This is a genomic window from Nitratidesulfovibrio vulgaris str. Hildenborough, assembly GCF_000195755.1.
Lineage (GTDB): Bacteria > Desulfobacterota > Desulfovibrionia > Desulfovibrionales > Desulfovibrionaceae > Nitratidesulfovibrio > Nitratidesulfovibrio vulgaris.
The window spans coordinates 1,384,038-1,409,493 of sequence record NC_002937.3 but is presented as its reverse complement, the minus strand read 5'-3'; the positions used below and the strand labels follow the sequence as shown (position 1 = coordinate 1,409,493).

39 protein-coding genes are annotated in these 25,456 nt (G+C 58.3%); 4 read left to right on the top strand and 35 right to left on the bottom strand.

Annotation, left to right across the window (positions count from 1 at the left end):
• Nucleotides 1–7 precede the first annotated feature (7 nt).
• The 34 genes from selD to rpsL all read right to left on the bottom strand — a co-directional run bounded on the left by selD (nucleotide 8) and on the right by rpsL (nucleotide 19,861).
• The gene (gene selD / locus DVU_RS06280; RefSeq protein WP_010938627.1) at nucleotides 8–1,063 is read right to left on the bottom strand and encodes a selenide, water dikinase SelD; all 1,056 of its coding nucleotides are present in this window, start codon (nucleotides 1,061–1,063) and stop codon (nucleotides 8–10) included.
• Nucleotides 1,053–1,979: a selenium metabolism-associated LysR family transcriptional regulator gene (locus DVU_RS06275; RefSeq protein ID WP_010938626.1), complete on the bottom strand. Its 927-nt coding sequence runs from the start codon at nucleotides 1,977–1,979 to the stop codon at nucleotides 1,053–1,055. The genes selD and DVU_RS06275 overlap by 11 nt, the downstream gene beginning before the upstream one ends.
• Before the next feature lie 141 nt (nucleotides 1,980–2,120).
• Entirely contained in the window at nucleotides 2,121–2,522 is a 402-nt protein-coding gene (gene rplQ / locus DVU_RS06270) for a 50S ribosomal protein L17 (protein WP_010938625.1), read from the bottom strand.
• Nucleotides 2,512–3,555 (bottom strand): DNA-directed RNA polymerase subunit alpha, encoded by a 1,044-nt coding sequence (locus tag DVU_RS06265; RefSeq protein ID WP_010938624.1) that lies wholly within the window; start codon nucleotides 3,553–3,555, stop codon nucleotides 2,512–2,514. The genes rplQ and DVU_RS06265 overlap by 11 nt, the downstream gene beginning before the upstream one ends.
• A gap of 12 nt (nucleotides 3,556–3,567) precedes the next feature.
• Complete coding sequence (rpsD, locus tag DVU_RS06260) at nucleotides 3,568–4,194, bottom strand: 30S ribosomal protein S4 (protein WP_010938623.1); 627 nt, start codon at nucleotides 4,192–4,194, stop codon at nucleotides 3,568–3,570.
• Nucleotides 4,195–4,209: 15 nt separating this feature from the next.
• A complete protein-coding gene (gene rpsK, locus DVU_RS06255; RefSeq protein WP_010938622.1) occupies nucleotides 4,210–4,599 on the bottom strand; it encodes a 30S ribosomal protein S11 in 390 nt (129 codons plus the stop codon).
• 148 nt (nucleotides 4,600–4,747) lie between these two features.
• Nucleotides 4,748–5,116: a 30S ribosomal protein S13 gene (gene rpsM, locus DVU_RS06250; RefSeq protein WP_010938621.1), complete on the bottom strand. Its 369-nt coding sequence runs from the start codon at nucleotides 5,114–5,116 to the stop codon at nucleotides 4,748–4,750.
• Nucleotides 5,117–5,134: 18 nt separating this feature from the next.
• Nucleotides 5,135–5,248: a 50S ribosomal protein L36 gene (gene rpmJ, locus DVU_RS06245; protein ID WP_010938620.1), complete on the bottom strand. Its 114-nt coding sequence runs from the start codon at nucleotides 5,246–5,248 to the stop codon at nucleotides 5,135–5,137.
• A gap of 93 nt (nucleotides 5,249–5,341) precedes the next feature.
• Nucleotides 5,342–6,121 carry a type I methionyl aminopeptidase gene (map, locus tag DVU_RS06240; RefSeq protein WP_010938619.1) on the bottom strand — a complete coding sequence of 260 codons (780 nt, stop codon included), beginning with the start codon at nucleotides 6,119–6,121 and terminating at the stop codon, nucleotides 5,342–5,344.
• 1 nt (nucleotide 6,122) lies between these two features.
• Nucleotides 6,123–7,436 carry a preprotein translocase subunit SecY gene (secY, locus tag DVU_RS06235; RefSeq protein WP_010938618.1) on the bottom strand — a complete coding sequence of 438 codons (1,314 nt, stop codon included), beginning with the start codon at nucleotides 7,434–7,436 and terminating at the stop codon, nucleotides 6,123–6,125.
• 3 nt (nucleotides 7,437–7,439) lie between these two features.
• The gene (gene rplO, locus DVU_RS06230; protein ID WP_010938617.1) at nucleotides 7,440–7,886 is read right to left on the bottom strand and encodes a 50S ribosomal protein L15; all 447 of its coding nucleotides are present in this window, start codon (nucleotides 7,884–7,886) and stop codon (nucleotides 7,440–7,442) included.
• Nucleotides 7,886–8,056 carry a 50S ribosomal protein L30 gene (rpmD, locus tag DVU_RS06225; protein ID WP_010938616.1) on the bottom strand — a complete coding sequence of 57 codons (171 nt, stop codon included), beginning with the start codon at nucleotides 8,054–8,056 and terminating at the stop codon, nucleotides 7,886–7,888. Before rpmD ends, rplO begins: the two co-directional genes overlap by 1 nt.
• Nucleotides 8,057–8,065: 9 nt before the next feature.
• Nucleotides 8,066–8,557, bottom strand: a complete 492-nt coding sequence (gene rpsE, locus DVU_RS06220; protein WP_010938615.1) for a 30S ribosomal protein S5 — start codon at nucleotides 8,555–8,557, stop codon at nucleotides 8,066–8,068.
• Between the two features lie 19 nt (nucleotides 8,558–8,576).
• Complete coding sequence (gene rplR / locus DVU_RS06215; RefSeq protein ID WP_010938614.1) at nucleotides 8,577–8,936, bottom strand: 50S ribosomal protein L18; 360 nt, start codon at nucleotides 8,934–8,936, stop codon at nucleotides 8,577–8,579.
• Between the two features lie 13 nt (nucleotides 8,937–8,949).
• Nucleotides 8,950–9,489, bottom strand: coding sequence for a 50S ribosomal protein L6 (gene rplF, locus DVU_RS06210; protein ID WP_010938613.1), 540 nt, complete (start codon nucleotides 9,487–9,489; stop codon nucleotides 8,950–8,952).
• 12 nt (nucleotides 9,490–9,501) lie between these two features.
• Nucleotides 9,502–9,882 (bottom strand): 30S ribosomal protein S8, encoded by a 381-nt coding sequence (rpsH, locus tag DVU_RS06205; RefSeq protein ID WP_010938612.1) that lies wholly within the window; start codon nucleotides 9,880–9,882, stop codon nucleotides 9,502–9,504.
• Between the two features lie 18 nt (nucleotides 9,883–9,900).
• Nucleotides 9,901–10,086, bottom strand: coding sequence for a type Z 30S ribosomal protein S14 (locus DVU_RS06200; RefSeq protein ID WP_010938611.1), 186 nt, complete (start codon nucleotides 10,084–10,086; stop codon nucleotides 9,901–9,903).
• A gap of 12 nt (nucleotides 10,087–10,098) precedes the next feature.
• On the bottom strand, nucleotides 10,099–10,638 hold the full coding sequence (gene rplE, locus DVU_RS06195) for a 50S ribosomal protein L5 (RefSeq protein WP_010938610.1): 540 nt from the start codon (nucleotides 10,636–10,638) through the stop codon (nucleotides 10,099–10,101).
• 11 nt (nucleotides 10,639–10,649) lie between these two features.
• Nucleotides 10,650–10,973 (bottom strand): 50S ribosomal protein L24, encoded by a 324-nt coding sequence (gene rplX, locus DVU_RS06190; RefSeq protein ID WP_010938609.1) that lies wholly within the window; start codon nucleotides 10,971–10,973, stop codon nucleotides 10,650–10,652.
• Nucleotides 10,974–10,982: 9 nt separating this feature from the next.
• Complete coding sequence (gene rplN, locus DVU_RS06185) at nucleotides 10,983–11,351, bottom strand: 50S ribosomal protein L14 (RefSeq protein WP_010938608.1); 369 nt, start codon at nucleotides 11,349–11,351, stop codon at nucleotides 10,983–10,985.
• 10 nt (nucleotides 11,352–11,361) lie between these two features.
• A complete protein-coding gene (gene rpsQ, locus DVU_RS06180) occupies nucleotides 11,362–11,628 on the bottom strand; it encodes a 30S ribosomal protein S17 (RefSeq protein ID WP_010938607.1) in 267 nt (88 codons plus the stop codon).
• Between the two features lie 10 nt (nucleotides 11,629–11,638).
• Entirely contained in the window at nucleotides 11,639–11,824 is a 186-nt protein-coding gene (rpmC, locus tag DVU_RS06175; protein ID WP_010938606.1) for a 50S ribosomal protein L29, read from the bottom strand.
• A 1-nt stretch (nucleotide 11,825) separates the two neighbouring features.
• Nucleotides 11,826–12,239 carry a 50S ribosomal protein L16 gene (gene rplP, locus DVU_RS06170; RefSeq protein WP_010938605.1) on the bottom strand — a complete coding sequence of 138 codons (414 nt, stop codon included), beginning with the start codon at nucleotides 12,237–12,239 and terminating at the stop codon, nucleotides 11,826–11,828.
• 2 nt (nucleotides 12,240–12,241) lie between these two features.
• Complete coding sequence (rpsC, locus tag DVU_RS06165) at nucleotides 12,242–12,880, bottom strand: 30S ribosomal protein S3 (RefSeq protein ID WP_010938604.1); 639 nt, start codon at nucleotides 12,878–12,880, stop codon at nucleotides 12,242–12,244.
• Nucleotides 12,881–12,884: 4 nt separating this feature from the next.
• Complete coding sequence (gene rplV / locus DVU_RS06160; protein WP_010938603.1) at nucleotides 12,885–13,223, bottom strand: 50S ribosomal protein L22; 339 nt, start codon at nucleotides 13,221–13,223, stop codon at nucleotides 12,885–12,887.
• Between the two features lie 12 nt (nucleotides 13,224–13,235).
• On the bottom strand, nucleotides 13,236–13,517 hold the full coding sequence (rpsS, locus tag DVU_RS06155) for a 30S ribosomal protein S19 (RefSeq protein WP_010938602.1): 282 nt from the start codon (nucleotides 13,515–13,517) through the stop codon (nucleotides 13,236–13,238).
• A 9-nt stretch (nucleotides 13,518–13,526) separates the two neighbouring features.
• Complete coding sequence (gene rplB, locus DVU_RS06150) at nucleotides 13,527–14,357, bottom strand: 50S ribosomal protein L2 (protein WP_010938601.1); 831 nt, start codon at nucleotides 14,355–14,357, stop codon at nucleotides 13,527–13,529.
• A gap of 3 nt (nucleotides 14,358–14,360) precedes the next feature.
• Nucleotides 14,361–14,651 (bottom strand): 50S ribosomal protein L23, encoded by a 291-nt coding sequence (rplW, locus tag DVU_RS06145; protein WP_011792455.1) that lies wholly within the window; start codon nucleotides 14,649–14,651, stop codon nucleotides 14,361–14,363.
• Nucleotides 14,652–14,664: 13 nt separating this feature from the next.
• Nucleotides 14,665–15,285, bottom strand: coding sequence for a 50S ribosomal protein L4 (gene rplD / locus DVU_RS06140; RefSeq protein WP_010938599.1), 621 nt, complete (start codon nucleotides 15,283–15,285; stop codon nucleotides 14,665–14,667).
• Nucleotides 15,286–15,303: 18 nt separating this feature from the next.
• A complete protein-coding gene (rplC, locus tag DVU_RS06135; RefSeq protein ID WP_010938598.1) occupies nucleotides 15,304–15,933 on the bottom strand; it encodes a 50S ribosomal protein L3 in 630 nt (209 codons plus the stop codon).
• A 12-nt stretch (nucleotides 15,934–15,945) separates the two neighbouring features.
• Nucleotides 15,946–16,263 carry a 30S ribosomal protein S10 gene (gene rpsJ / locus DVU_RS06130; protein WP_010938597.1) on the bottom strand — a complete coding sequence of 106 codons (318 nt, stop codon included), beginning with the start codon at nucleotides 16,261–16,263 and terminating at the stop codon, nucleotides 15,946–15,948.
• Between the two features lie 649 nt (nucleotides 16,264–16,912).
• Nucleotides 16,913–18,988 (bottom strand): elongation factor G, encoded by a 2,076-nt coding sequence (fusA, locus tag DVU_RS06120; protein WP_010938595.1) that lies wholly within the window; start codon nucleotides 18,986–18,988, stop codon nucleotides 16,913–16,915.
• A gap of 15 nt (nucleotides 18,989–19,003) precedes the next feature.
• Nucleotides 19,004–19,474 (bottom strand): 30S ribosomal protein S7, encoded by a 471-nt coding sequence (gene rpsG / locus DVU_RS06115; RefSeq protein ID WP_010938594.1) that lies wholly within the window; start codon nucleotides 19,472–19,474, stop codon nucleotides 19,004–19,006.
• Between the two features lie 15 nt (nucleotides 19,475–19,489).
• Nucleotides 19,490–19,861, bottom strand: a complete 372-nt coding sequence (rpsL, locus tag DVU_RS06110) for a 30S ribosomal protein S12 (protein WP_010938593.1) — start codon at nucleotides 19,859–19,861, stop codon at nucleotides 19,490–19,492.
• Nucleotides 19,862–20,498: 637 nt separating this feature from the next.
• On the opposite strand from rpsL, the gene sat reads away from it, so the two are divergent.
• On the top strand, nucleotides 20,499–21,782 hold the full coding sequence (gene sat, locus DVU_RS06105) for a sulfate adenylyltransferase (RefSeq protein ID WP_010938590.1): 1,284 nt from the start codon (nucleotides 20,499–20,501) through the stop codon (nucleotides 21,780–21,782).
• 151 nt (nucleotides 21,783–21,933) lie between these two features.
• Here sat and DVU_RS06100 read toward each other — a convergent pair whose 3' ends face one another.
• Nucleotides 21,934–22,632: a YgjP family zinc-dependent metalloprotease gene (locus DVU_RS06100; RefSeq protein WP_010938589.1), complete on the bottom strand. Its 699-nt coding sequence runs from the start codon at nucleotides 22,630–22,632 to the stop codon at nucleotides 21,934–21,936.
• A 90-nt stretch (nucleotides 22,633–22,722) separates the two neighbouring features.
• Between DVU_RS06100 and DVU_RS06095 the strand changes: the two genes are divergently transcribed.
• The 3 genes from DVU_RS06095 to dsrM all read left to right on the top strand — a co-directional run bounded on the left by DVU_RS06095 (nucleotide 22,723) and on the right by dsrM (nucleotide 25,447).
• Nucleotides 22,723–23,670: a hypothetical protein gene (locus DVU_RS06095; protein ID WP_014524341.1), complete on the top strand. Its 948-nt coding sequence runs from the start codon at nucleotides 22,723–22,725 to the stop codon at nucleotides 23,668–23,670.
• A gap of 210 nt (nucleotides 23,671–23,880) precedes the next feature.
• A complete protein-coding gene (locus tag DVU_RS06090) occupies nucleotides 23,881–24,408 on the top strand; it encodes an RsbRD N-terminal domain-containing protein (RefSeq protein WP_010938587.1) in 528 nt (175 codons plus the stop codon).
• Nucleotides 24,409–24,442: 34 nt separating this feature from the next.
• Nucleotides 24,443–25,447 (top strand): sulfate reduction electron transfer complex DsrMKJOP subunit DsrM, encoded by a 1,005-nt coding sequence (gene dsrM / locus DVU_RS06085; protein WP_010938586.1) that lies wholly within the window; start codon nucleotides 24,443–24,445, stop codon nucleotides 25,445–25,447.
• The last annotated feature ends 9 nt before the right edge of the window (nucleotides 25,448–25,456 follow it).

Sequence of the window (25,456 nt, the reverse complement as noted above, 5' to 3'; positions counted from 1 at the left end):
GACAGGCTCAAGGCTGAAGGACGAGTCGCGGCACGCCCTCGCCCATCTCTTCGACATGTCCGATACGCCAGAAGGGGGCATCTTCAGCGCGCAGGATGGAACAGGCGTCATCAACAAGATGCGGCGGCACGGCAAGAATCAACCCGCCCGAGGTCTGCGCGTCGAACACGATGTCGACAAGAAGGGAATCGACTTCGGGATGCACGGACACATTCCCGGAACAGAAATGCCTGTTGGCGTGGCTTCCCGCAGGCAACAAGCCGGTAGCAACGAGGTCCAGCACGGCGGGCATGAGTGGCAACGTCGAGACATCCACATGCACCGACATGTTCGAGGCATTGGCCATTTCAAGCAGGTGTCCGCCAAGCCCGAAGCCGGTCACGTCGGTTGCGGCGGCAAGGCCAAGTTCGCGGATGACCCGTCCCCCTGCCCTGTTCAGCATCGCCCCCCACCTGCCAAGTTCCTGTTCATGCGCTTCAAAGCCATCCCACCCGGCCTTCACTGCCGTGGCAAGCACACCACTGCCAAGGGGCTTGGTGAGCAGAAGCACATCTCCGGGACGAAGCCCTGTGTTTGTAGCATAGCAATCAGGGTCGATGATGCCGGTGACGGAAAGACCATACTTGATGCTCTCATCTTCGATGCTATGGCCACCGACAAGAACAGCGCCGGCCTCTCGCACCTTGTCGGCCCCGCCCCGCAGGATGTCTGCGAGAATATCCTCCGGCAGTTCCTTCACGGGAAAACAGACGATATTCAACGCGCACCACGGTTCCCCTCCCATGGCGTAGACATCAGAAAGGGCGTTGGCTGCGGCTATCTGCCCGAACAGATACGGGTCGTCGACGATGGGTGTGAAGAAATCAAGGGTCTGGACGATGGCTTTGCCGCCCGGCACCCTGACAATCGCTGCGTCCTCATTGTCACGCGTACCTACAACCACCCTCTCCCCTTCCCGCGGGTCGCGGGGAAGCGTCGCAAGAATACGCTCCAGGTCCCCCGGAGCAATCTTTGCCGCTCAACCGGCGGCGCGCGAACGCGATGTGAGGCGGTCAACGGTCATGCGATTCTCCATCTTCAGCAACAACACGGGCACCTTCCCGAAGCGCCGTCATGAAGGCGAGGGCGGAAGGGAACAGGGTTCGCCGCGCATGATGAATGCAATAGAATTTTCGCGCAGGATGATAGTCGGAAAGCGGAATCTCCACAAGCTCACCCCTGCCAAGGGCGTCAGCAACGGCGATACGGGATGTGACACTGATGCCCAGCCCTGCCCGGACATACTGGATGACGGCTTCAGTGCTGCCCACGGTCAGCACGACATCGAACAGGCGCCAGTCGACACCAAGGGCATCAAGCCCGTTGAGGAAGGCGCTACGCGTCCCGGACCCTTTCTCACGCATGACCCAAGGATATGAGGCCAATTCGGCAACAGCATGAGGGACGCCCCCCTCTACCATCTGCGGATGCGCAATGACGACAAGTTCGTCATCAATCACAGCCTCGAAATGGAGGTCGGGCTGAGGCCGCAGGTCACCCACAAGACCAAGCATCACTTCGCCCTGTGCGACGCTTTGCATGATGTCCTCTGTATCGCCGACACAAATCTTCACACTGACGCACGGGTGACGGCGAAGGAAGGTGCCAAGCACTGGCGGCAGGATATGATGCGCAGGGATCGTACTGCCCCCGAGGACAAGTTCACCGCTCACTTCATCCCGAAGCATCGCCAGCTCGGATTTGGCAGCCTCAAGGCTTTCAAAGGCGTTCATCGCGTGCCGGTACAGCACATCCCCAGCCGGAGTCGGCAGCACACTTCGCCCGAGCCGGTCGAGAAGCTGCATGCCGAGGTCCTTCTCCAGGGCGAGGACATGAGCACTTATGGTCGGCTGAGAGAGAAAGAGATCTTCACCTGCACGAGAGAAGCTACGCAACTCATACACTTTGCAAAAGGCTTCAAGCCTACGATAATCAATCATGGCTATAGGATATATCGAATATCCCAATAACGCAAGCTCGTAGCCGTAACCTTGATAGTCGGCAGACAGTTCTCATCGGGCAAGACACGAAAAAAAGGCAGCCCCCGAAGGAGCTGCCTCTCATACTACGTCAGGACTCGCCTATTCGGCTTCAGCAGGTGCCGCAGCGGCCTCGGAGGCAGCAACGGTACGGGTGAACTCGATGATGGCGAGGGGCGCGCAGTCGCCACGACGGGGCTGGCCAAGCTTCACCACGCGGGTGTAGCCGCCGGGCACGCCGACGAATGCAGGGCCGATCTCGTCGAACAGACGCTTGACAAGCTGGTGGCTGCCAAGAACGCTGTAGGCCTGACGACGAGCGTGCAGATCGTTGCGCAGAGCAAGGGTGATCAGGGGCTCCACCACGCGGCGAAGTTCCTTGGCCTTGATCTCGGTCGTACGGATCTTGCCGTGCGTCAGGAGGGCCTTAGCCAGGTTGCGGAACAACGCCTTACGGTGCGAGGGCGTTCTCCCCAGCTTCTTGCCGGAGTTGCTATGCCTCATGTTGCTGCTTCCTCTTCCATTCCTGATATTTCTTCTCGAAGCCGTCGACCTTGGTGCCGAAGTCGAGCCCCATGTCACCAAGCACCCGACGGATTTCGTCTAGCGACTTGCGACCGAAGTTCTTGGTCTTCAGCATCTCGTTCTCGGACTTCTGGACCAGTTCACCCACGAGGGCGATATTGGCGCTCTTCAGGCAGTTAGTGGCACGAACGGAAAGTTCGAGCTCATCGATGCTCTTGAAGAGATGCTCGTTGAATTCGCCGGAATCGGCAGACCCGTTCGAGTTTTCGCCCGAAATCCGCTCATCGAAGTTGATGAAGACGGAAATCTGGTCCTTGATGATCTTCGCGCTGTAGGCAATCGCATCCTCGGGAGAGACTGAACCGTCGGTCCAGACTTCGAGAATGAGCTTGTCATAGTTCGTCATCTGGCCGACGCGAGCCTGCTCAACCGTATAGGCGACTTTGCGCACGGGCGAGAAGCTGGCGTCGAGTTTGATGAGGCCGATCTCCTCGCTGAGCCCTTCATGCATATCGGCGGGCACGTAGCCCTTGCCCATGCGGACCTCGAGCTCGAAGGTGAGCTCGATGTCCTCGGTCAGGGTCGCGATATGCTGATCAGGGTTGAGAACCATGACATGCTGGTTGGTTCTTACGTCACCAGCGGTGATCGCGCCCCTCTTGTCCACCTTGAGCTCCAGATACTGGGGCTCTTCGGTGTCCATGGCAAGACGAACCTGCTTGAGGTTCAGCACGACATCGGTCACGTCTTCGAGCACGCCGGGGATGGTGGTGAACTCGTGCTGTACGCCCGAGATCTTGACCGCCACGAACGCAGCACCCTGAAGAGAAGAGAGAAGCACGCGACGCATGGCATTGCCGATGGTCGTTGCATACCCGCGCTCCAGAGGCTCGCAGACGAACTTTCCGTACATGGTGTCGGAGACTTCGCCATCCCGGGAGATCTGCTCCGGCTTGACCAGTTCCGACCAGTTCCGCGTGTTGATAAGCCTGTCGCCTTGTTTGATGAGCATGCTCACACCCGCTTATTTGGAGTAAAGCTCGACAATCAGGTGCTCGTTGATCGGGAACTGAATGTCTTCGCGCTGCGGCAGGGCCTTCACAACGCCGCGGAAGTTCGCGCCGTCGGCTTCAAGCCATGCGGGGCAGCCACGGCGGGCGATCACTTCCTGCGCTTCGGCCAGCACGGGGATCTTGCGGCTCTTTTCAGGCACTTCGATCGTGTCACCGATACGGACCTGCAAGGAAGGAATGTTCACCTTGCGGCCGTTGAGGGTGAAGATCCCGTGACGGACGAGCTGACGAGCCTGGTTACGCGAGTTTGCGAAACCAAGGCGGTAGATGACGTTGTCAAGGCGTCTCTCGAGCAGCGAAAGAAGGTTCGCACCGGTAACACCCTTGGCCATGTCGGCCTTGGTGAAATACGCGTGGAACTGCTGTTCGAGGATGCCATACATACGACGGACCTTCTGCTTCTCACGCAGCTGGACGGCGTAGTCGCTTACCTTCTTGCGCGCGCGGCCATGCTGGCCGGGAGCGTAGGGACGACGATCGAAAGCGCACTTATCGGTGAAGCAACGGTCGCCCTTCAGAAAAAGCTTGGTACCTTCACGGCGGCACTGACGGCACTTAGCATCGGTATACTTAGCCAAGGCTGTGTCCTCCTCTTAGACGCGGCGCCGCTTGGGCGGACGGCAACCGTTGTGCGGAATGGGGGTGATGTCGCGAATGAACGCGACCTTGAAACCGGCGGCATTGATAGCACGCATGGCGGCTTCACGACCGGAACCGGGGCCCTTCACGTAGATGCCCACGGTCCTCATGCCGTTTTCCTGAGCCTTCTTGGCAGCCTGCTCGGCGGCCATCTGGGCGGCGAAAGGAGTGCTCTTGCGAGACCCCTTGAAACCGCTCTGCCCGGCGCTGGCCCAGCTGATGGTGTTACCCCTGGTGTCCGTGAAGGTCACGATGGTGTTGTTGAACGTCGCCTGGATGTGGGCGAGCCCGACAGGGACGTTCTTCTTCTCTCTCTTTTTGACCGTACGCTTGGGTCTTGCCATAACTTCACTCTTCTTTGACGCTGGAATTTGGGCTGTGCCGGAACCTCTGAACGAGCTCAGTCATGACAGAGCCGTGCCGCACTGGTCATTGGGGGAGATTGTCCCGCAAGCCAGGTGAGATTCCACGCCTAACTAGCCGAAAAAGAGACTACTTCTTCTTGCCGACGGTACCGCGCCTCGGACCCTTGCGGGTGCGGGCGTTGGTATGCGTACGCTGACCGCGGACGGGAAGTCCACGACGATGACGCAGACCACGGTAGCAGCCGATGTCCATCAGACGCTTGATGTTCGCGCTGATTTCACGGCGCAGGTCACCTTCGACCTTGTGGTTCTGTTCGATTTCCTTGCGGATCTCGTTGACTTCGTCCGCGTTGAGATCGTCAACGTTACGGGTCCAGTTGACACCCGTAGCATCGAGGATCTGAAGGGCGGTTGCACGACCGATACCGTAGATATAGGTCAGCGCGATGTCAACGCGCTTGCCACGGGGCAGATCGACACCAGCAATTCTGGCCACAGTCTGACTCCTGAGTGGTTAGCCCTGGCGCTGCTTGTGCCGGGGGTTTTCGCAGATGACTCTCAGCACGCCCCGGCGCCGGATCACCTTGCACTTGGGGCAGATTTTCTTGACGGAAGGCCTAACTTTCATCTTCGTCTCCGTTAGGTAACGTTGGACGCCGGCAGAACGACAAGCCCTGCCGGAACAGGGACGGATACCACTCCGTCACAAGGTCGTCAACCTCTAGCGTACAGCACCGGGTGACAGGCTGAGGATTTCACAGCCGTCGTTGGTGATCGCGACACTATGCTCGAAGTGAGCAGACAGCTTTCTGTCCCGGGTGACGGCCGTCCAGTTGTCATCGAGGATTTCCACCTCGTACGTACCGACTGTCACCATGGGTTCGATGGCTAGCACCATACCGGGTTTCAGAGGTACGCCCGTGATGCCCGGAGGCACGAAGTTGGGCACTTCGGGCTTCTCATGCAAGGCGCGACCGATACCGTGCCCCACAAAACGCCGGACGACCTGAAAACCGTTGCTCTCAACATGCCGTTGCACGGCAACAGAGATGTCATAGAGACTGTTTCCCGGTTTTGCCTGCGCTATGCCCTTCATGAGCGATTCACGGGTCACGTCCATGAGACGGGTAGCCTCGTCGCTCACCTTTCCGACCGGGAAGGTGCGTGCCGAGTCTCCGTAGAAGCCTTCATAGACGACGCCCATGTCAAAGCTCACAATGTCGCCTTCGTTCAGTATCCGTTCAGACGGGAAGCCGTGAACGACCTCTTCGTTGACGGAACAGCACAGGGCAAACGGATAGCCGTAATACCCCTGGAAGGCGGGCTTCACTCCGTGTTCCTGACACAGTTTCTGAGCCAGTTCTTCGAAATGCATCGTCCTGACGCCTGGGCGAACGTGTTCGCCCAGAACGTCAAGGATCGAAGCCACGATTCGATTGGCCTCCCGAAGGAGGCCTATCTCATTCTCGTTCTTGATGAATATACCGCGGTACTTTTTCAAGTTACCGTTGCCCCTTGATCCGGGTCTTGTTCATGAGCCCTTCGTACTGGCGCGAAATCAGATGGGATTCGATCTGCGACATGAAATCCATCGCCACACCGACCAGAATGAGCAGGCTGGTGCCGCCGAAATAGAACGGCACGTTGAACTGCGCAATCAGGAACATGGGCAGCACGGAAATCACGGATATGTAGATGGCACCCCAGAGTGTGATCCGGGTCAGCACTTTGTCGATGTACTCCTTGGTCTTGTCTCCGGGCCGGATGCCGGGGATGAAACCACCACCCTTCTTCAGATTCTCAGCAATATCCTTCGGATCGAAGATTATAGCCGTATAGAAGAAGCTGAAGAACACGATCAACGCAATGAACAGGATGTTATACGGGATCGTGTGGGGTGAGAACCAAGAGGCCACGGACTTGAGCCAGTCACTTGTGGCGAAGTTCGCTACGGTCGCCGGGAACAGGAGCAGGCTCGACGCGAAGATGGGCGGGATGACCCCGGCCGTGTTCACGCGAAGCGGAAGGTGTGTGGTCTGCCCGCCGAACATCTTACGACCCACTTGCCGCTTGGCATAATGAATCGGAATCCGTCGTTGAGCGCGTTCCACAAACACGATGCCTGCCAGCACCAATCCCATCAGCGCGAGGATGACGATGGCCGCAAAGAGGCTCATGTCTCCGGCACTGATGAGCTGTGCAGATTTCAGAATGCCGCCGGGGATACCGGCGACGATACCCGAGAAGATGATCAACGAAATACCGTTGCCCAGTCCCTTCTCGGTTATCTGTTCACCCAGCCACATGATGAGCACAGTGCCCGCGGTCAGGGTGATGATGGTCACAAGACGGAAGGCCCACCCGGCTTCAAGCACGACAGGAGCCCCGGCGGGGCTGTGCATGCTCTCAAGACCGATGGCGATACCAAGGCCCTGGATCACGGTGATCAGGACAGTGGCATACCGGGTATACTGGGTGAGTTTCCGCTTGCCCGCAGCGCCCTCTTCCTTGGCAAGCCGCTTCAGGTCGGGACTAACGACCTGAAGCAGTTGCAAGATGATGGATGCGGATATGTAAGGCATGATCCCGAGGGCGAACACCGACAAGTTGCGAAGCCCGCCCCCGGAGAACATGTCAAAGAGGCCAAAAAGGGTGTTCTGAACGCTGGCAAAGAAATCTGCCAGAGCCGAGGAATCCACACCGGGAATCGGGACATGTACCCCTATCCGGTAGGCGGCCAGCAACAGGAATGTCCACATGAGCTTGCTCCGAAGCTCAGGCAGACGCGCCAGATTATCAACACCACTCAGAGCCACGGTTTACCCTTCCAATGCCTTGGCTTCGCCACCGGCGTTGCGGATCTTCTCGACAGCGGAGGCACTGAACTTGTGAGCCTCGACCTTGATGGCCGTGGTCACGTCACCTTCGCCGAGGATCTTGACAGCAGAGCCGAGGCTGCACAGGCCACGGTCGTAGATGTCATCAAGGGTGATCTCCGCCTTGCCTTCAAAGGCAGCAAGGAGGCGAGCAAGGTTGATGACTTCGTACTTGACCGCGAACATGTTCTTGAAGCCACGCTTGGGCAGACGACGCTGCAAAGGCATCTGGCCACCTTCGAAGCCGGGACGCACACCGCCGCCTGCGCGGGCATTCTGACCCTTGTTACCCTTACCGGACGTGCAGCCGAGACCGGAGCCGGAGCCACGGCCTACACGCTTGCGCGTCTTGCGTTCCTCAGGGAACGGATACAGATCGTGCAGTCTCATTACTCACTGACCTCGATCAGATGCTTCACCTTGTTGATCATGCCGCGAATGGCGGCATCGTCCTTGAACGTCTTCTCACTGCCGACCTTGCGCAAACCCAGAGCGGCAACGGTGGCGCGCTGAGTGGGGTTGCAGCAGATCAGGCTGCGAACGAGCTTGACCTTGATCATGGCTAGTCCTTACTTCCTGGGCGCTTCAAGCTTCTTGCCGCGCAGCTGGCCCACTTCCTCGGCGCTACGCAACGAGGCGAGACCGGCGACAGTGGCGCGCAGGACGTTGTGCGGGTTGTTGGTGCCGATCGCCTTGGTGAGCACGTCGGTGACACCGACAGCTTCCATGACGGCGCGCACGGCCCCGCCAGCGATGATGCCGGTACCCTTCGAAGCGGGCTTCAGCAGGACATGCCCTGCACCGAAGCGACCGAGGATCTCGTAAGGGAGCGTACCGTCGATCAGCGGGACTTCGATCATGCTCTTCTTGGCACGCTCGGTGGCCTTGCGAAGAGCTTCCGGCACTTCCTGAGCCTTGCCCAGGCCGAAGCCGACAGACCCCTTCCCGTCACCAACGACGACGAGGGCGCTGAAGCTGAAACGGCGACCGCCCTTCACGACCTTGGCAACGCGGTTGAGGTAGACGATCTTTTCGATCAATCCGAATTCGTTCTGTTCCATGCCAGATACCTACCAACCGTTAGAATTCAAGGCCAGCTTCACGGGCACCGTCGGCAACGGCCTTGATGCGCCCATGATAGAGGTAGCCGTTGCGGTCGAACACCACGCTCTGGATGTCCTTATCCTTGGCGAGGCGGGCAATTTCCTTGCCGACCAGCTCGGCGCCGGCCTTGTTGGCGTGCACGCCTTCCTGCGTACGGCTGATGGACAGCGTGGACGTAGCGACGAGGGTGCTTCCGGTGGTGTCATCCACGATCTGGGCGTAGATGTGCAGGTTGGACCTGTAGACCACCAGCCGGGGCCTTTCGGCAGTTCCGGAAATCTTCTTCCGGATGCGGACCTTGCGCCGCAGTCTGGCTTCATTCTTGGTGAATTTCATGTCTCAACCCAACCTATTTTTTACCACCAGACTTGCCGGCCTTGCGGCGAATCTGCTCGTTATCGTACTTGATACCCTTGCCCTTGTAGGGCTCAGGCTTACGCACGCGGCGCATCTGCGCGGCAACTTCGCCTACCAGTTCCTTGTCAACACCGGAGATGGTCAGCTTGTTACCTTCCGCCTTGGCAGAGATGCCAGCGGGCAGGTCGATGAGCACCGGGTGGGAGTAGCCCACCGACAGGTCAACCACGTCGCCCTTGACAGCTACCTTGTAACCGACACCGACGACTTCGAGGGTTTTGGAGAAGCCCTTCGAGACACCTTCGATGCAGTTGGCGAGCAACGTGCGGCGCAGACCATGCTGCGCACGGGTCTGACGGGTCTCGTCGAGGCGGGTGATGACAACCTTGCCGTCGGTCACTTCGTACGAAAGCACGGAGCAAACGGGGGTGGTCAGCGCCCCCTTGGGGCCCTTAACCTCTACAACATCATTCCCGATCTTCACTTCCACACCGGAAGGAATGGGAATGGGCTGCTTACCTATTCTGGACATGTTTGCACCCGCCTACCAGATTTCGCACAAGAGTTCGCCGCCCACCTTGCTTTCGTGGGCGCTGTTCCCATCCATGACCCCGCGGGAGGTCGAGAGGATGCAGATGCCAAGGCCGTTCTGGACCTTGGGGATCTCGTGCATGCCAACGTACACGCGGCGACCGGGCTTGCTCACCCGCTTCAGACCGCTGATGACGGGCTTACCCTTGAAATACTTGAGGGTCAGCTTGATGGAGCCCTCTTCCGTCGCGACATCTTCGATGTAGCCTTCCTGCTTGAGGATGGCGGCGAGGGATTCCTTCATCTTCGAGCGCGGCACACTCACTTCCTTATGCAGGGCCAAGTGCGCGTTGCGGATACGCGTGAGCATATCAGCAATAGGATCAGTCAACATTCCTTTCTCCTTGTGACTTTACCAGCTCGACTTGCGAACGCCGGGCAGTTCGCCGCGAAGGGCCATGTTGCGGAAGCAGATACGGCACAGGCCGAACTTCCGAAGGTAGGCACGCGGACGACCGCAGATCGGGCAACGGTTATAGGCGCGGGCAGAGAACTTCGGCTTGCGCTGCGCCTTGACTTCGAGGGAGGTACGAGACACTGCCGTTTCTCCTTACTTTCTGAAAGGCATGCCCAGCTGGTCGAGCAGGAGCTTGCCTTCCTTGTCGGTCGTGGCGGTGGTGACGATGGTGATGTTCATCCCCTTGGGATTCTCAACCCTATCGGCTTCCATTTCCGGGAAAATCGCATGTTCCTTGATGCCGAGCGTGAAATTGCCACGGCCGTCGAAACCACGATCCGGAACGCCTCTGAAGTCACGCACGCGCGGAAGCGCGAAGTTGATCAGTTTGTCCAGGAAGTCCCACATACGTTCCTTGCGCAAGGTCACACGGCAGCCGATGGGCATGCCTTCGCGAAGCTTGAACGACGCGATGGACTTCTTGGCACGGGTGACGACGGCCTTCTGACCGGCGATGACAGTCAACTCCTTGAGGGCTTCTTCCATCAATTTGTTGTTCTGGCTCGCAGCACCGAGACCGATGTTGAGAGAGACTTTTACAATCCCGGGAACCTGCATCGAGGAGTCGTAGTTGAACTCCTTTTGCAATACCGGAACCACTTTCTCGCGGTAGATATTTTCAAGACGCGTCATCGTCTCTCACCTTAGTCGATGATTTCGTTGCACTTCTTGCAGAAGCGGACTTTCTTGCCGTCCTCGGTGTAGCGGTACCCGACCTTCGTAGGCTTGGCACAGGCATCGCACACCACCATCACGTTCGAAACGTGCAACGGCATTTCCTTTTCGATGATGCCGCCGGGCTGCTGACGGTAGGGGTTGGGACGAACGTGGCGCTTGGCCACGTTCACCTTTTCGACGAGGATGCGATCCTTGTTGCGAAGGATCTTGAGCACCTTGCCGATCTTCCCCTTGTCCTTACCGGCGATCACCATCACCTTGTCGTCTTTGTGAATACGAAACTGCTTCACGGTGAACTCCTAGAGGACTTCAGGCGCCAGGGAGACGATCTTCATGAAGTTGCGAGCGCGAAGTTCGCGGGCAACGGGACCGAAGATACGGGTCCCGACCGGTTCACCCTGCTTGTTCAGGAGAACGGCGGCGTTGGAGTCGAACTTGATGTAGGAGCCGTCGGCGCGGCGGACTTCCTTGGCGGTCCGCACGATGACAGCCTGCATGACATCACCCTTCTTCACCTTGCAGTGAGGCATGGCTTCCTTGACGGAGACCATGATGATGTCGCCCACGGTGGCGTACCGACGATGGGAACCGCCGAGCACCTTGATGCAGGCGACCTTCTTCGCGCCGGAATTATCCGCCACCTGCAGTGTGGATTCAACCTGGATCATCGTTTAACCCCTAGACGGCTTTTTCGAGAATGGATTCGAGGTGCCAGCGCTTGTTGCGGCTAAGCGGACGGAACTCGATGATCTTAACCTTGTCGCCAATGCCACACTCGTTCATGGGATCATGAGCGGTGAACTTCTTGCGACGGCGCACATACTTCTTCAGAAGCGGGTGCTTGACCAGAGTCTCGACGCGGACGACGATGGTCTTGTCGTTCTTGTCGCTGACGACGATTCCGACGAGCGTTCTTCCCTTCCGCTGGTAAGTAGCTTCGGACATGCTACGCTCCCTATTCCTTTTCCTTCAGAATGGTCTGAATCCGCGCGATGGTACGCCGGGCGTCACCCATGCTGGAGGTGTTCTCCAGCTGCGCGGTGGCATGACGGAAGCGCAGATTGAACAGTTCCTGCTGCTGCTCGACGAGCTTGGTCTTAAGCTCTTCGGCAGTGAGTTTCCTAAGTTCAGCGGCCTTCATCTTAGACGCCCTCTCTCACGACGATGACAGTCTTGACCGGAAGCTTGTGCGCAGCACGAGTCAGAGCTTCCTTGGCCAGTTCGAGGCTGACACCCTTGATTTCGTAAAGCACGCGACCGGGCTTCACGGGGGCGCACCAGCCCACAGGCGAACCCTTACCGGAACCCTGACGGGTTTCGAGGGGCTTCGCGGTTACGGGGCGGTCGGGGAAGATGCGAATCCAAACCTTACCGCCACGCTTGATGTGGCGCATCATGGCGATACGAGCAGCTTCGATCTGCTGGCTCGTCAGCTTGCCGTGCTCGATGGCCTTGAGACCGATATCACCGAAAGCGACAGTGGCACCGCGGGTGGCGACACCCTTGTTGCGGCCCTTCTGCCACTTGCGGAATTTTACCTTTCTGGGGCTAAGCATTGCTACGCTACCTCGTTGTCAAGGAGTTCACCCTTGAATATCCAGACCTTGACGCCGATCACACCGTACGTGGTACGGGCCTCGGCAAAGCCGAAGTCGATGTCAGCGCGCAGGGTCTGCAGCGGCACGCGGCCGTCACGGTACCATTCGGTACGCGCGATTTCAGCACCGGCAAGTCGACCGGAGCAGGTGACCTTGATGCCTTCAGCACCGAACTTGCGAGCCATGCTCACCGTGCGCTTCATGGCACGACGGAAGGCGACGCGACGCTCAAGCTGAAGAGCGATGTTCTCAGCCACAAGCTGCGATTCGACTTCAGGGCGGCGGATCTCGTTCACTTCGATGGCGAACTCGCGCTTGAACTTCTTGCGCAGGTCGGCACGGAGCTTCTCGATTTCCACACCCTTGCGACCGATGACGATACCGGGACGGGCGGTGCTCAGAATGAGGCGCACCTTACCGCCGGCACGTTCGATCTCGATCTTCGCAAGACCCGCATGGTAGAGGGTCTTCTTCACGAACTTGCGGATGTTGTGGTCTTCAAACACGAAGGCAGGGTACTCTTTCTTGCTGTACCAGCGGGACTGCCAGTTCTTGTTGTACCCCAGCCGGAACCCGAACGGATGTACTTTCTGACCCATAAGCCTATTCCTGACCTTCTGCGAGAATCACGGTGATATGGCTGGTGCGCTTCTTGATGCGAGTAGCGCGGCCCTGTGCACGGGGCAGAAAACGCTTCCAGCTGGGGCCTTCGTTCACGACGACCTGCTTGACGACCATGGCGTCCACGTCAACGCCGGGCATCTGCTGGGCATTGGCAAGCGCTGAACGCAGCACGTCGTAAAGCACACCGGCCGGCTTATTGGGGGTGAACCGCAGGAGGTTCATCGCATCCTCGACGGGCAGCCCGTCGATGTTACGGGCGACCAGTCGGGTCTTGCGCGGAGAAACGCGCATGAATTTCGCAGTTGCTCTCGATTCCATCGGAGTCACCCACTACTTCTTGGCTTTGCTCTTCTTATCGGCGGCATGGCCATGGTACGTGCGGGTGGGAGCAAACTCACCCAGCTTGTGACCGACCATGTTTTCGGTAACGAACACAGGCATGAACTTCTTGCCGTTATGCACGGCGAAGGTCAGGCCCACCATCTCAGGAAGGATGGTGGAGCGACGCGTCCACGTCTTGATAACGCGACGGTCGCTGTTCGCCACAGCCATATCCACTTTCTTCATCAGATGCCCGTCTACAAACGGGCCTTTCTTCAGAGACCTGGGCATGCTCTACTCCTACTTCTGACCGCGGCGCTTGATGATGAGCTTGGAAGAAGCCTTCTTCCGGTCGCGAGTCTTGTAGCCCTTGGTGGGCATACCCCACGGGGACACCGGATGACGGCCACCGGAGCTGCGGCCTTCACCACCACCCAAGGGGTGGTCGATCGGGTTCATCGCTACGCCGCGGACCTTGGGGCGATTGCCGAGCCAGCGTGCGCGGCCGGCCTTGCCCAGGGAGATGTTCTCATGGTTGACGTTGCCAACCTGGCCCACGGTGGCGCAGCAGGCGGCAAGCACCTTGCGAACTTCACCGGAGGGGAGGCGCAGCAGCGCGTACTTGCCTTCCTTGGCGACGAGCTGGGCGTAGGTGCCAGCTGCACGGCAGAACTGACCGCCACGACCGGGCTGCAGTTCGATGTTGTGCAGGTTGGTACCCACCGGGATGCGGGACATCGGAAGCGCGTTGCCGGGCTTGATGTCGGCACCTTCGCCGGAAAGGATCATGTCGCCCTGACGAATGCCGACAGGTGCGAGGATGTAACGCTTCTCACCGTCAGCATAGTGCAACAGTGCGATACGAGCGGTACGGTTCGGGTCGTACTCGATATGAGCGACCTTCGCGGGAATGCCAGCCTTGTCACGACGGAAGTCGATGATGCGGTAGAGGCGCTTGTGGCCACCACCACGACGACGGCTGGTTACACGACCGTTGTTGTTACGACCGCTCTTCTTGGTCAGACCGATGACGAGCGACTTCTCAGGTGTGCTCCGGGTGATCTCCTCGAAATCGGAGACAGTCTGGAAGCGACGGCCAGGAGAGGTCGGTTTGAGCTTACGGACAGCCATTGCTTACACTCCCTCGAAGAATTCGATTTTTTCACCGGGGGCGAGGGTCACATAAGCCTTCTTGAAGCCGGCAACCCTGCCCACAACGCGGCCCTGACGGACGCGGTCGGAAGACTTGCGGTTTACCACGTTGACGTCGGCGACCTTCACCTTGAACGCCGCTTCCACGGCCTTCTTGATCTCGATCTTGTTGGCCCGGGGATCAACGAAGAAGGCGACCTGACGGGAGAGTTCCTTGATGTAGGTCGTCTTTTCGGAGATGAGGGGCTTGATGAGTATTTTCGTGTAGTCCATGACCCTACCTCGCTTACTTGAGCCTGTCCTGAACGGAGGCCACGGCACCTTCCACGAGAACGAGCTGCTTGTGCTTGAGAATCTCGTACACACTGAGCTGTTCAGGGGTGGCGATGGTGATCCCGGGGATGTTGCGGACAGACAGGGCCAGCGTCGTGTTTTCTTCGGGGGCGATGATCAGCGCCTTGTCGAGGCCGAGCGTGTCAGCAATCTTGGCAAACAGCTTGGTCTTGACTTCGGGCAGTTCGAACCCCTTGACAACAAGCAGGTTGCTGCCGGCCAGACGCGAGCTGAGGGCCATGCGAAGAGCGAGCTTGCGCACCTTCTTGTTGACCTTGAACTCGTAGTCGCGCGGCTGGGGGCCGAAGATGATGGCACCACCGCGCCAAAGGGGCGAACGGATGGAGCCAGCACGGGCACGACCGGTGCCCTTCTGGCGCCAAGGCTTGAGGCCGCCGCCGGAGACGAAGGCACGGGTCTTGGTCGCATGGGTGCCGGCACGGAAGGCGGCACGCTGCGCGCGCACGACGAGGTGCAGAATCTCAGGCCTCACCTCGACTTCGAACACTTCGGGAGCCAGGGTGATTTCTCCGGCTTCCTGCTTGTTCTGATCGTATACTTTAACCACAGCCATTGTGATCTTCCTCTTTCGTTACTGCTTGCGCACCATGACCAGGCCGTTCTTGGGACCGGGCACGGAACCCTTGACCAGGATCACGTTGTCCTCGGGGCGGACGTCCACCACTTCGAGGTTGAGGACGGTCACGCTCTCGTTGCCCCAGTGACCAGCCATCTTCTTGCCCTTGAACACATGACCCGGGAAGGTGTTGTTACCGATGGAACCACCGGAACGATGAACCTTTTCGCAGCCGTGGGTGTCCTTGGAGCCGGCGAAGTTCCAGCGGCGCATGACGCCCTGGTAGCCCTTACCGATGCTGGTCCCGGAGACCTTGACGCGATCGCCGGTGGCGAACAGGGTAACGTCAAGCTCACTGCCCACTTCGTAGGCGGCGGGAGCTTCGAGGCGGATTTCACGAAGGGTACGGAACAGACCCTTGCCAGCCTTGGCCAGATGGCCGATTTCAGGCTTGTTCAGGTGCTTTTCTTTGGCTTCGTCAAAAGCGATTTGGATGGCGTCATACCCATCGGTAGCGACGGTCTTTACCTGAGTGACCGGACAGGGGCCGGCCTTGATGACCGTGACAGCCACGGCGGAACCATCGCTGGCGAAGATGCGGGTCACACCAATCTTGCGACCCAGAATTCCCATTTTCTCAGCCATGACTTCCTCTCACTAGAGCTTGATTTCGACGTCAACGCCGGCCGGCAGGCTCAGCTTGCCCAGGGCGTCCACGGTCTGCTGCGTGGGCTCGAGGATGTCCATGAGCCTCTTGTGGATACGCATCTCGAACTGCTCACGCGACTTCTTGTCCACGTGCACGCTTCGGTTCACAGTGAACTTATGGATGTTGGTGGGCAGGGGGATAGGACCTGCGACACCAGCGCCCGTGTTGCGCGCCGTATCTACGATCTCAGCCACAGCCTTGTCCAGGATGCGGTAATCGTAAGCTTTGAGCTTGATCCGGATACGATCACTGCTAACTGTCGTCATTGTTGATTACTCCGTTATCTGGAAAACATACCCTTGCTTTCCGGCAGCCCGCCACGGGAAGCGAGTGCCCTCCGGCGCGAGTTCCTCACAGACGGTGGCGGCATCGATCTCCGCCCGGACGAAGAGCGCATGAGGTCGCCGTTCGTCACAATCCTTCGACGCGGACTCAGGCAGAACGATGCTACGCAAAAACCCCGCTATTTGCGGGGTATCTTCGTTGCTCTCGAAAGCTAGACAGTGATTGCTGACCAGTTGCCAGCTACAGCCATCCGCTCGAACAAGGAAGATACGTTTGCGTGTAGCCAGCCTGGCCCTTACCGGACAATGTCCGGCTAGTCAGGTGGTCCCACAGGGTTACCCAATCGGGGAAACCAAGCTCCCCGCGCATGTTCAGTACCTTACAGCCCACACTCTGGACTGGAACGGCAAGACAAAATTGCGGCATAAGTAACGCCTGCAAATGTCAAACTTGGCGAACCAAGCGCATCAGGACGGACTCCATCCGCCCTTCCCCTGCCGTCACAGGGGTCTTAAAAATCACGCCAGTTGGTGGCGCGAAGAATCTTCTACACGGAGCCAGCACCCCAGTCAACACATTTCCACAAAAAAAAAGACCCCGGCCGAAGCCGGGGTCTCGAAGGCAGATCAACTAGCCCTTCTTCTTTACAAGTTCCTCGGCGAGAGCCGCAGGCACCCGCTCGTAATGATGGAACTGCATAGAGAAGGTCGCACGGCCCTGCGTCTTCGAACGCAGGTCTGTCGCGTAGCCGAACATCTCGCTCAGGGGGACCTGAGCACGGATGGACTGCGCACCTACGCGTGCTTCCATGCTCTGCACCTTGCCACGACGACCGTTCAGGTCGCCCATGACATCGCCGAGGTACTCGTCAGGGGTGACGACTTCGACGTCCATGATGGGCTCAAGCAGAACCGGGCCACTCTTGGCGATGGCTTCCTTGATAGCCATCGAACCGGTCACGTAGAACGCCTGCTCCGAAGAGTCGACGTCGTGGTACGAACCGAAGACAAGATTGACCTTGATGTCGACAGTGGGGAAGCCAGAAAGGATACCGCTCTTGAGCGCATCCTGGATACCCTTGTCGATGGGGGCGATGTATTCCTTGGGAATGACACCACCGGTGATGCTGTTCACGAACTCGTACCCCTTGCCGGGGTTCGGTTCGATTTCGATGACGGCATGACCGTACTGACCACGACCACCAGACTGTTTGACATGCTTCGTGTCAGCCTTGCCGGGCTTGGTGATGGTCTCACGGTAGGCGACCTGAGGCTTGCCCACGTTGGCGTTGACGCTGAACTCGCGGGTAAGACGGTCGACGATGATTTCCAGATGGAGTTCGCCCATGCCGGCGATCAGGGTCTGGTTGGTCTCGTCGTCGCCCTTCACGCGGAAGGACGGGTCTTCCTTGGCAAGCTTGGCGAGCGCGGCGGAAAGGGCGTCTCGGTCAGCCTTGGTCTTGGGCTCGATGGCAACCTCGATGACCGGCTCCGGAATATCCAGCGATTCGAGCACCACAGGGCGCTTTTCATCGCAGATGGTGTCACCGGTCGAAGCCAGCTTGAGGCCAACAAGGGCCACGATATCACCAGCACCCGCCCACTTGATTTCTTCACGCTTGTTGGCGTGCATCTTCAGCAGGCGACCGACACGCTCGCGCTTGCCGGTGTTCGCGTTCAGAACCGTCATGCCTGACTCGATGAAGCCAGAATAGATGCGGCAGAACGAGAGGTGCCCGATGTACGGGTCGGAGAAGAGCTTGAAGACGAGGGCAGCGAGAGGTTCCTTGTCGTCGCAGGGGCAGACGATGGTCTCTTCTTCCTTGTCCGGATTCACACCCTTCATCTGTTCGATGTCGACAGGCGAAGGCAGGAAGTCGACGACAGCGTCGAGAAGAGGCTGCACACCCATGTTGCGGAAGGCGGAACCGCACAGCACCGGAACGATGTTACGGGCAATGGTGGCCTTGCGTACGCAGGAGATGATTTCTTCGACAGTGAGTTCTTCACCACCGAGATACTTCTCCATGAGCGCTTCATCTTCCTCAGCTACGGCCTCGATCATCTCGAAGCGCATGGCGTCGTACTGATCGCGGTACTCGGCAGGCACATCCCCCACGTTGAAGGTCTGCCCCTTCGACGCCTTGTCGAAAGTCACAGCCTTGCCGGTGATGAGGTCGATGACGCCTTCGAAGCGGTCTTCGGCACCGATGGGAAGCTGAACCGGAATCGGCTTCGCACGCAGACGGTCACGGATCATGCCGACGCAACGCTCGAAGCTGGCCCCGATACGGTCCATCTTGTTGACAAAGCAGATGCGCGGAACGCCATAACGGTCGGCCTGACGCCACACCGTCTCGGACTGGGGTTCGACACCGGCAACGGCGTCGAATACGCAGACCGCGCCGTCAAGGACACGCAAGGAACGTTCGACTTCGATGGTGAAGTCGACGTGGCCGGGGGTGTCGATGATGTTGACACGGTGTTCACGCCAGAAACAGGTGGTAGCAGCAGAAGTGATGGTGATACCACGCTCCTGCTCCTGCTCCATCCAGTCCATGGTGGCTGCGCCGTCATGGACTTCGCCGATCTTGTGGGAAACGCCCGTGTAGAAGAGGATACGCTCGGTAGTCGTGGTCTTGCCCGCGTCAATGTGGGCCATGATACCGATGTTCCGCTGCATATCGATAGGAACTACTCGTGCCACTGTGGTCTCCCGGCTCTACCAGCGGTAATGGGCGAAAGCCTTGTTGGCTTCGGCCATGCGGTGGGTGTCTTCCTTCTTCTTCACGGCGCCGCCGCGATTGTTGAAGGCGTCAAGAAGTTCTGCCGAGAGCTTGCTCACCATACCCTTCTCACCGCGCGAGCGGGAGTAGGCGATGAGCCAGCGCAGGGAAAGAGAGACCTGACGGTCGGGGCGAACTTCCATGGGCACCTGATAGGTGGCACCACCAACGCGACGAGCCTTCACTTCGAGGTGGGGCTTCACGTTTTCGATCGCCTTCTCGAAAGCCTTCAGAGGCTCTTCACCAGTCTTCTGGGCAAGGGTGTCCAGAGCACTGTAGAATATCTTTTCAGCCGCACCCTTCTTACCGTCGTACATGAGTCGGTTGATGAAGCGGGCGACAAGACGGCTGTTGTACAGCGGGTCGGGCAGAATCTCACGTCTGGGGACAGGTCCTTTGCGAGGCATCTAAAAACTCCCTTACTATTTCGGGCGCTTGGCGCCGTACTTGGAACGTCCCTGACGACGATCCTGAACGCCGGAGGTGTCGAGGGTGCCGCGCACGATGTGGTAGCGGACACCCGGAAGGTCTTTTACACGACCGCCGCGGATCATGACCACGGAGTGTTCCTGAAGGTTGTGGCCTTCGCCGGGGATGTAGGCGGTCACTTCAAGGCCGTTGGTGAGGCGCACACGTGCGACCTTACGCAATGCCGAGTTAGGCTTCTTAGGGGTGGTGGTGTACACGCGGGTGCACACGCCACGACGCTGCGGGCAGGCCTGGAGCGCCGGGGTCTTCTTCCGCTTTACAACCTTCTTCCGCTCTTTGCGGATGAGCTGGTTGATAGTGGGCATGAGTCTCCTCCGTGAATGAAAATCGAAAACAACCGGTAAAGGGGAAACGACATAGCGCCCCGATCAGCGATTGTCAAGCAACAGCACACCCCGCCGCCGGTTCACCTACCCGGCAACGATGCGCGCTACGACACGGGGCCCCCGGGGGCCAGCAGCCCGCCCCGAGGACGTTGTCGGATCAACTCCGAACCCACCTTGAATATCCCCTTCTTCAGAAGCGCACAAGAACTTTCTCGCATCACCCAACCTTCAACGCCAGCCCCATCCACCCAACGCTTGCACCATTAATCACATTCTGAACCATAACGGTGAACAATGACGACAGGCAGACGCGGGAGCTCACGATTCTGAAGCATGCATTGAATCAGCGAAATGTGCCCGCCATCCTCTCCAGTCTTGAGCTTGCCCTGCGAATACAGGTTATTGGCCCTTTATTCATTGTGCCCTTTGCAGTGCGTTCTGATTTTCGCGCTTTGCCGCTTGACATTTTGTAAATTTTTTCACAAGACGGAATCAACGCGACGCCACCCCGAAGGCATCGCCTGAAGTTGATTTTTTGGTGATTGTAATTTTGGTCCGGGCATCACTTTGATCCCGGACGGTGTCAACAACATCACGCATCTGGAGGATGTAAGGTATGTCCAAGCTGGTTCCCGCTCATGGTGGTAAGGGCCTTGTGTGCTGCCTGCTCGAAGGCGCTGATCGCGAAGCCGAACTGAAGAAGGCTGCCGGCCTCAAGCAGATCGAAATCTCCTCCCGCGCCAAGGGCGACCTCATCATGATGGGCATTGGCGGCTTCTCGCCGCTGAACGGCTTCATGAAGAAGGCCGACTGGAAGAGCGTTTGCGAAAAGATGACCCTCGCCGACGGCACTTTCTGGCCTGTGCCTGTGACCCTTGACGTGTCCAAGGACGACGCCGCAGCCATCAAGCCCGGTCAGGAAATCGCTCTCGTCCGCAAGGGCGAAACCTTCGCCACCATGCTCGTGGAAGAAATCTACGAGATGACCGAAGCCGACAAGAAGTGGGAATGCGAGCTGGTGTTCAAGGGCGAAGGCCCCGACTCGCAGAAGTTCTGGGAAGTGGCTCTTGATGACCACCCCGGCGTGAAGATGGTCATGGAGCAGAAGGAATTCAACATCGCCGGTACCGTGAAGGTGCTGTCCGAAGGCGAATTCCCCACCAAGTTCGCTGGCGTCTACAAGCGTCCTGCCGAACTCCGCAAGGAAATGGAAGAGCGTGGCTGGGCCAACGTTGCTGCCCTGCAGCTCCGCAACCCCATGCACCGTTCGCATGAATTCCTTGCCAAGATCGCCATCGAAGTCTGCGACGGTGTGGTCATCCACTCCCTCGTGGGCTCGCTGAAGCCCGGCGACATTCCTGCTGAAGTTCGCGTTCGCTGCATCGACACCCTCGTCGAAAAGTACTTCGTGAAGGAAAACGTCATTCAGGCTGGCTACCCCCTCGACATGCGCTACGCCGGCCCCCGTGAAGGTCTGCTGCACGCAACCTTCCGCCAGAACTACGGCATCAACCGCATGATCATCGGCCGTGACCACGCCGGTGTGGGCGACTTCTACGGGATGTTCGAAGCTCAGACGATCTTCAACAAGATCCCCTACATCAACGAAGCCTGCCCCACCCCCGGCAAGGCTCTGCTTTGCGAGCCCCTGAAGATCGACTGGACCTTCTACTGCTACAAGTGCGACGGCATGGCCTCCCTGCGTACCTGCCCGCACGGCAAGGAAGACCGCGTCATCCTCTCCGGCACCAAGCTGCGCAAGGCCCTTTCCGAAGGCGCCGAAGTTGTCGACCACTTCGGTCGCGACGAAGTTCTCGTGATCCTTCGCGAGTACTACAGCGGCCTGACCGAAAAGGTCGAAGTCAAGATGCAGCAGGCCGCTTCCGGCTCTGTGATGTAACGACTTCCAGGCACAAATACGAAGGAGGCACCGCAAGGTGCCTCCTTTTTTTATGGAAACAGCCGCAGGAGGAGCAAGGGACATCGACGAGGCGTATCCAGTCAATGGGTGTGGGCTTCTTTTACTTTTGTCGACTGAACTGTCATGGGCACTATGCAGCCCACATGGGGATGGCATAACGGGCGTATTTGAGCTGGCGCGCGTGGATGACAGCTAACGGATCGAAGCTTTGCAAGAGTTCATGAAACATTCTCCCATGATTCGGATGTTTCAGATGACAAAGCTCATGTATGACGACATGTCTGACAAGCGATGGCGCCAGAAAGAGCAGCCTTGCATTCAGACTTATGGTTCCTCTGCATGAGCAACTCCCCCATCGTGTTTTCGGCATACCAACTCGAAGGGCACCCCATTCCAGACCTGTTGTAGCAGCACAGCTTCCAAGTTCGGATAAAAAGAACGACCTCGCAACGCGGCAAAGCCACTTTCGTAAACCAACGACGGCGTGCGCCGTCTCCTGAGGGACAACCACCACGTTTTCTGCCTTGACGCGCCCTGCCCCACCATCACCGATTTCAACTCGGAACGACTCGTTGAGAGCCACCAAGCATATCCTGTCAGGAACAAGCGCTGCGCCCCTGGCGTGATGAACATCTCGAAATCCGGAGAGATGTCTCTCAATCCACTTCTGATGACGCGCCAAGACTTCCGGCACGACCGACTCGGAGACTCCCCTCGGGAGGACGACTTCAAGTCGCCCAGAGACGACACGGAGCGAAATGCGTCTTGCCTTTTGACTCTTCCGCACTGAAAAGAGACCCGACAGGGGGTCAGGAAACACCGAAGACATTGGGAACACCTCATACAGGCTTTACCTGCGCAAGATAACGACGTAAGGTCAGCCCGTTTTGCCACCAACCGGCTCCACCGGAGGAAGTTCATGTTGCAGCGTCGCAATAGCTCCACGCTTGGCATTCCCTTGCTTGTCTGCCTCGCAGGGCTTTCTTTCGCCACATGGGTGGCCTTTGCAGATTCACAAGAAACATGCATCAGCACCGGATGCCAGCTCTTCAGCGACTTGTCGTACGCTGGCGTCTCGCTATGGCATGTGGGCATGTTTGCGTTCGCGACGCTTTCCCTCGCCGCGCTTCTCGGTCGCACGAGTTTGGGCCTCGCTCTCGCAGGACTCTTCCTCTTAGGCGACATCGCTCTACTGGCACTCATGGCCTTCATTGCACCATGTGCGAACTGCCTGATCATCGCCACCCTGTTTGCTCTCAGTTATGCCGCGTTCAGGGCAGCCAAAGCATCTCCTAGAGAACCGCTCGGCTTTCCGTGGCTGCTCATCATCTGGGCCTTGCTTTGCAGCAGCAACCTCGTCTCCCTGGCTGAAGAGCGGCTTTCTCCCTGGATACTGCAGGGTACCCCCGAAGCCTCGGTGCGCATCTACTTTTCGCCTTCATGTCCGGCGTGCCGCGATGCCATCATGGGGCTCCTGCCCTCCGCCAAGGATGTTGCGTTCATACCCGTCGCTGAAAACGACGACGACCTGAATGCCATCGCTGTCATGCAAGGTCAAATTGCCGAAGGCAGCAGCTTTTTCCTTGCCTACCGCCGGGCGACAGAAGCGACCCCGCGTCCTGTGGCCCTTCTCTCTGCGACACAGGAAGCAAGCCTCCGGTTCAAACTATTGCGGAATAAAGCGCATGTGTTCGCCGCTGGCAGCAACAGGCTGCCACTCATCCAGACTCATGGATTGGCTAAACTCCCGGGAATCGGCAGTAACGCCCCTGCTGCGGACGCAACACTCCCCCTGCAGCCTCTGGAATTTGAAGGCTGCAGCGGTCAGCCCTCAGCGGCACCCTGCCCAGACGCCACAGCACGCTAAGCTGTTCACCCAAACAACAACATGTTGTTTTATTGACCTTTCACCGGTTTCGGACTATGTGAAAAAAATCATTTTCGGATGACAGGGCTTTTCTTTTGCACGGTGCGGGTTTTCTCGGTTTCACCGCTATTTTCGCTTGTCCAGTGCACTCGATTGACCGTATAGGGTTGGCGCGCAAGCGACCCTCTTCCCTACAAAATGCGAGAGACCATGACGACATCGACCATTACCCCCGAACTGAAGGAAAAAATCAGCGCCAGATGGGGTGAGTTCATCTACGCAACCTACCCCTTTGACACGACAGGATTCCTTCGGAGCAGGAAAAACGAATTCTCCAACCCCGTGGGACATGCCACGGAGAAGGCCGTAACCCTCATGGTTGCCGCAATCTGCGGTGACGATATGGTTGATGGCGAGGTCGAAAGTGCTCTTGCCGACCTCATCAGGGTTCGCGCCATCCAGCAGTTCACGCCTGAACAGGCTACCGGGATCATCTTCTGCGTGAAGCCGATACTCCGCGAAGAAATCCTGCCCATGTATGCCGGGCAGGAAGGATTCGCGAACTACCTTGCAATGGAGTCGCGTGTCGACTCCCTTTGTCTGATGGCCTTTCGCATGTACTCGGAAGACCGGGAACGCATGCACATGCTCAAAGTCGATGAATACAAAAGGCGTTACGCCCAGATCATACGCAGGGCTGAAATGATAGTGGACCGACCGGCAGGGGAACCGGAATAATTGACAACCGAAAGCCTAGCAGCGAGGTAACGGAATGTTTTTTTCATTTTTAGCGGTCATTGCGCTCGCTTGTATCGCCTGGCTGGGAGCCGTTTCCGGCTTTCAGTACGTTCTTGGGGTGGTACTGCCGCTTGCCGCAATGCTCGTGTTCATCGTCGGCTTCGTCTGGCGGATAGTGGATTGGGCCAAGTCTCCCGTGCCCTTCCGTATTCCCACCACCGGCGGGCAGCAGCGGTCGCTCGACTGGATCAAGCCTGCGCGCCTTGACAGCCCTTACACCACTACGGGCACCGTGGGACGCATGCTTCTCGAAGTACTGCTGTTCCGTTCGCTCTTCCGCAACACTTCGATGGAGATCCAGAACGGTCCGCGCGTGGTCTACTACTCGGCCAAGTGGCTCTGGCTCTTCGCGCTGATTTTCCACTACTGTTTCCTGACCATCTTCATCAGGCACTTCAGGTTCTTCCTCGAGCCCGTCCCCTTTGCCATCAGCTTCATGGAGACGCTTGACGGTATCATGCAGATTGGTGCCCCGCGCATGTTCATGACTGACGTGCTCGTGGTCGTCGCTCTTGTCTTCCTGCTTTGCCGCCGCCTTTTCAGCGAGAAGATTCGCTACATCTCTCTCGCCAACGACTATTTCCCGCTGTTCCTGATCCTTGGTCTTGTCGGCAGCGGCATATGGATGCGCTACTTCGCGAAGGTCGACATCGCTTCGGTCAAGGTGCTGACCATGGGTCTTGTCACGCTGAACCCGGTCGTGCCCGATGGCATCGGCACCGTGTTCTTCATCCATATGATGTTCCTGAGTGCGCTGCTCATGTACTTCCCCTTCAGCAAGCTCATGCACATGGGTGGCGTGTTCCTCAGCCCCACGCGCAACCTTCCGAACAACTCCCGCGCCGTGCGGCACGTCAACCCCTGGAACCCGCCCAAGAAGTACCGCACCTACGCCGAGTACGAAGACGAGTTCCGCGACCTGATGGCCGAGGCCGGGCTTCCGCTCGATAAGAAACCCGACGAAGCTGCTGCCGAGTAAGGAGCCGAC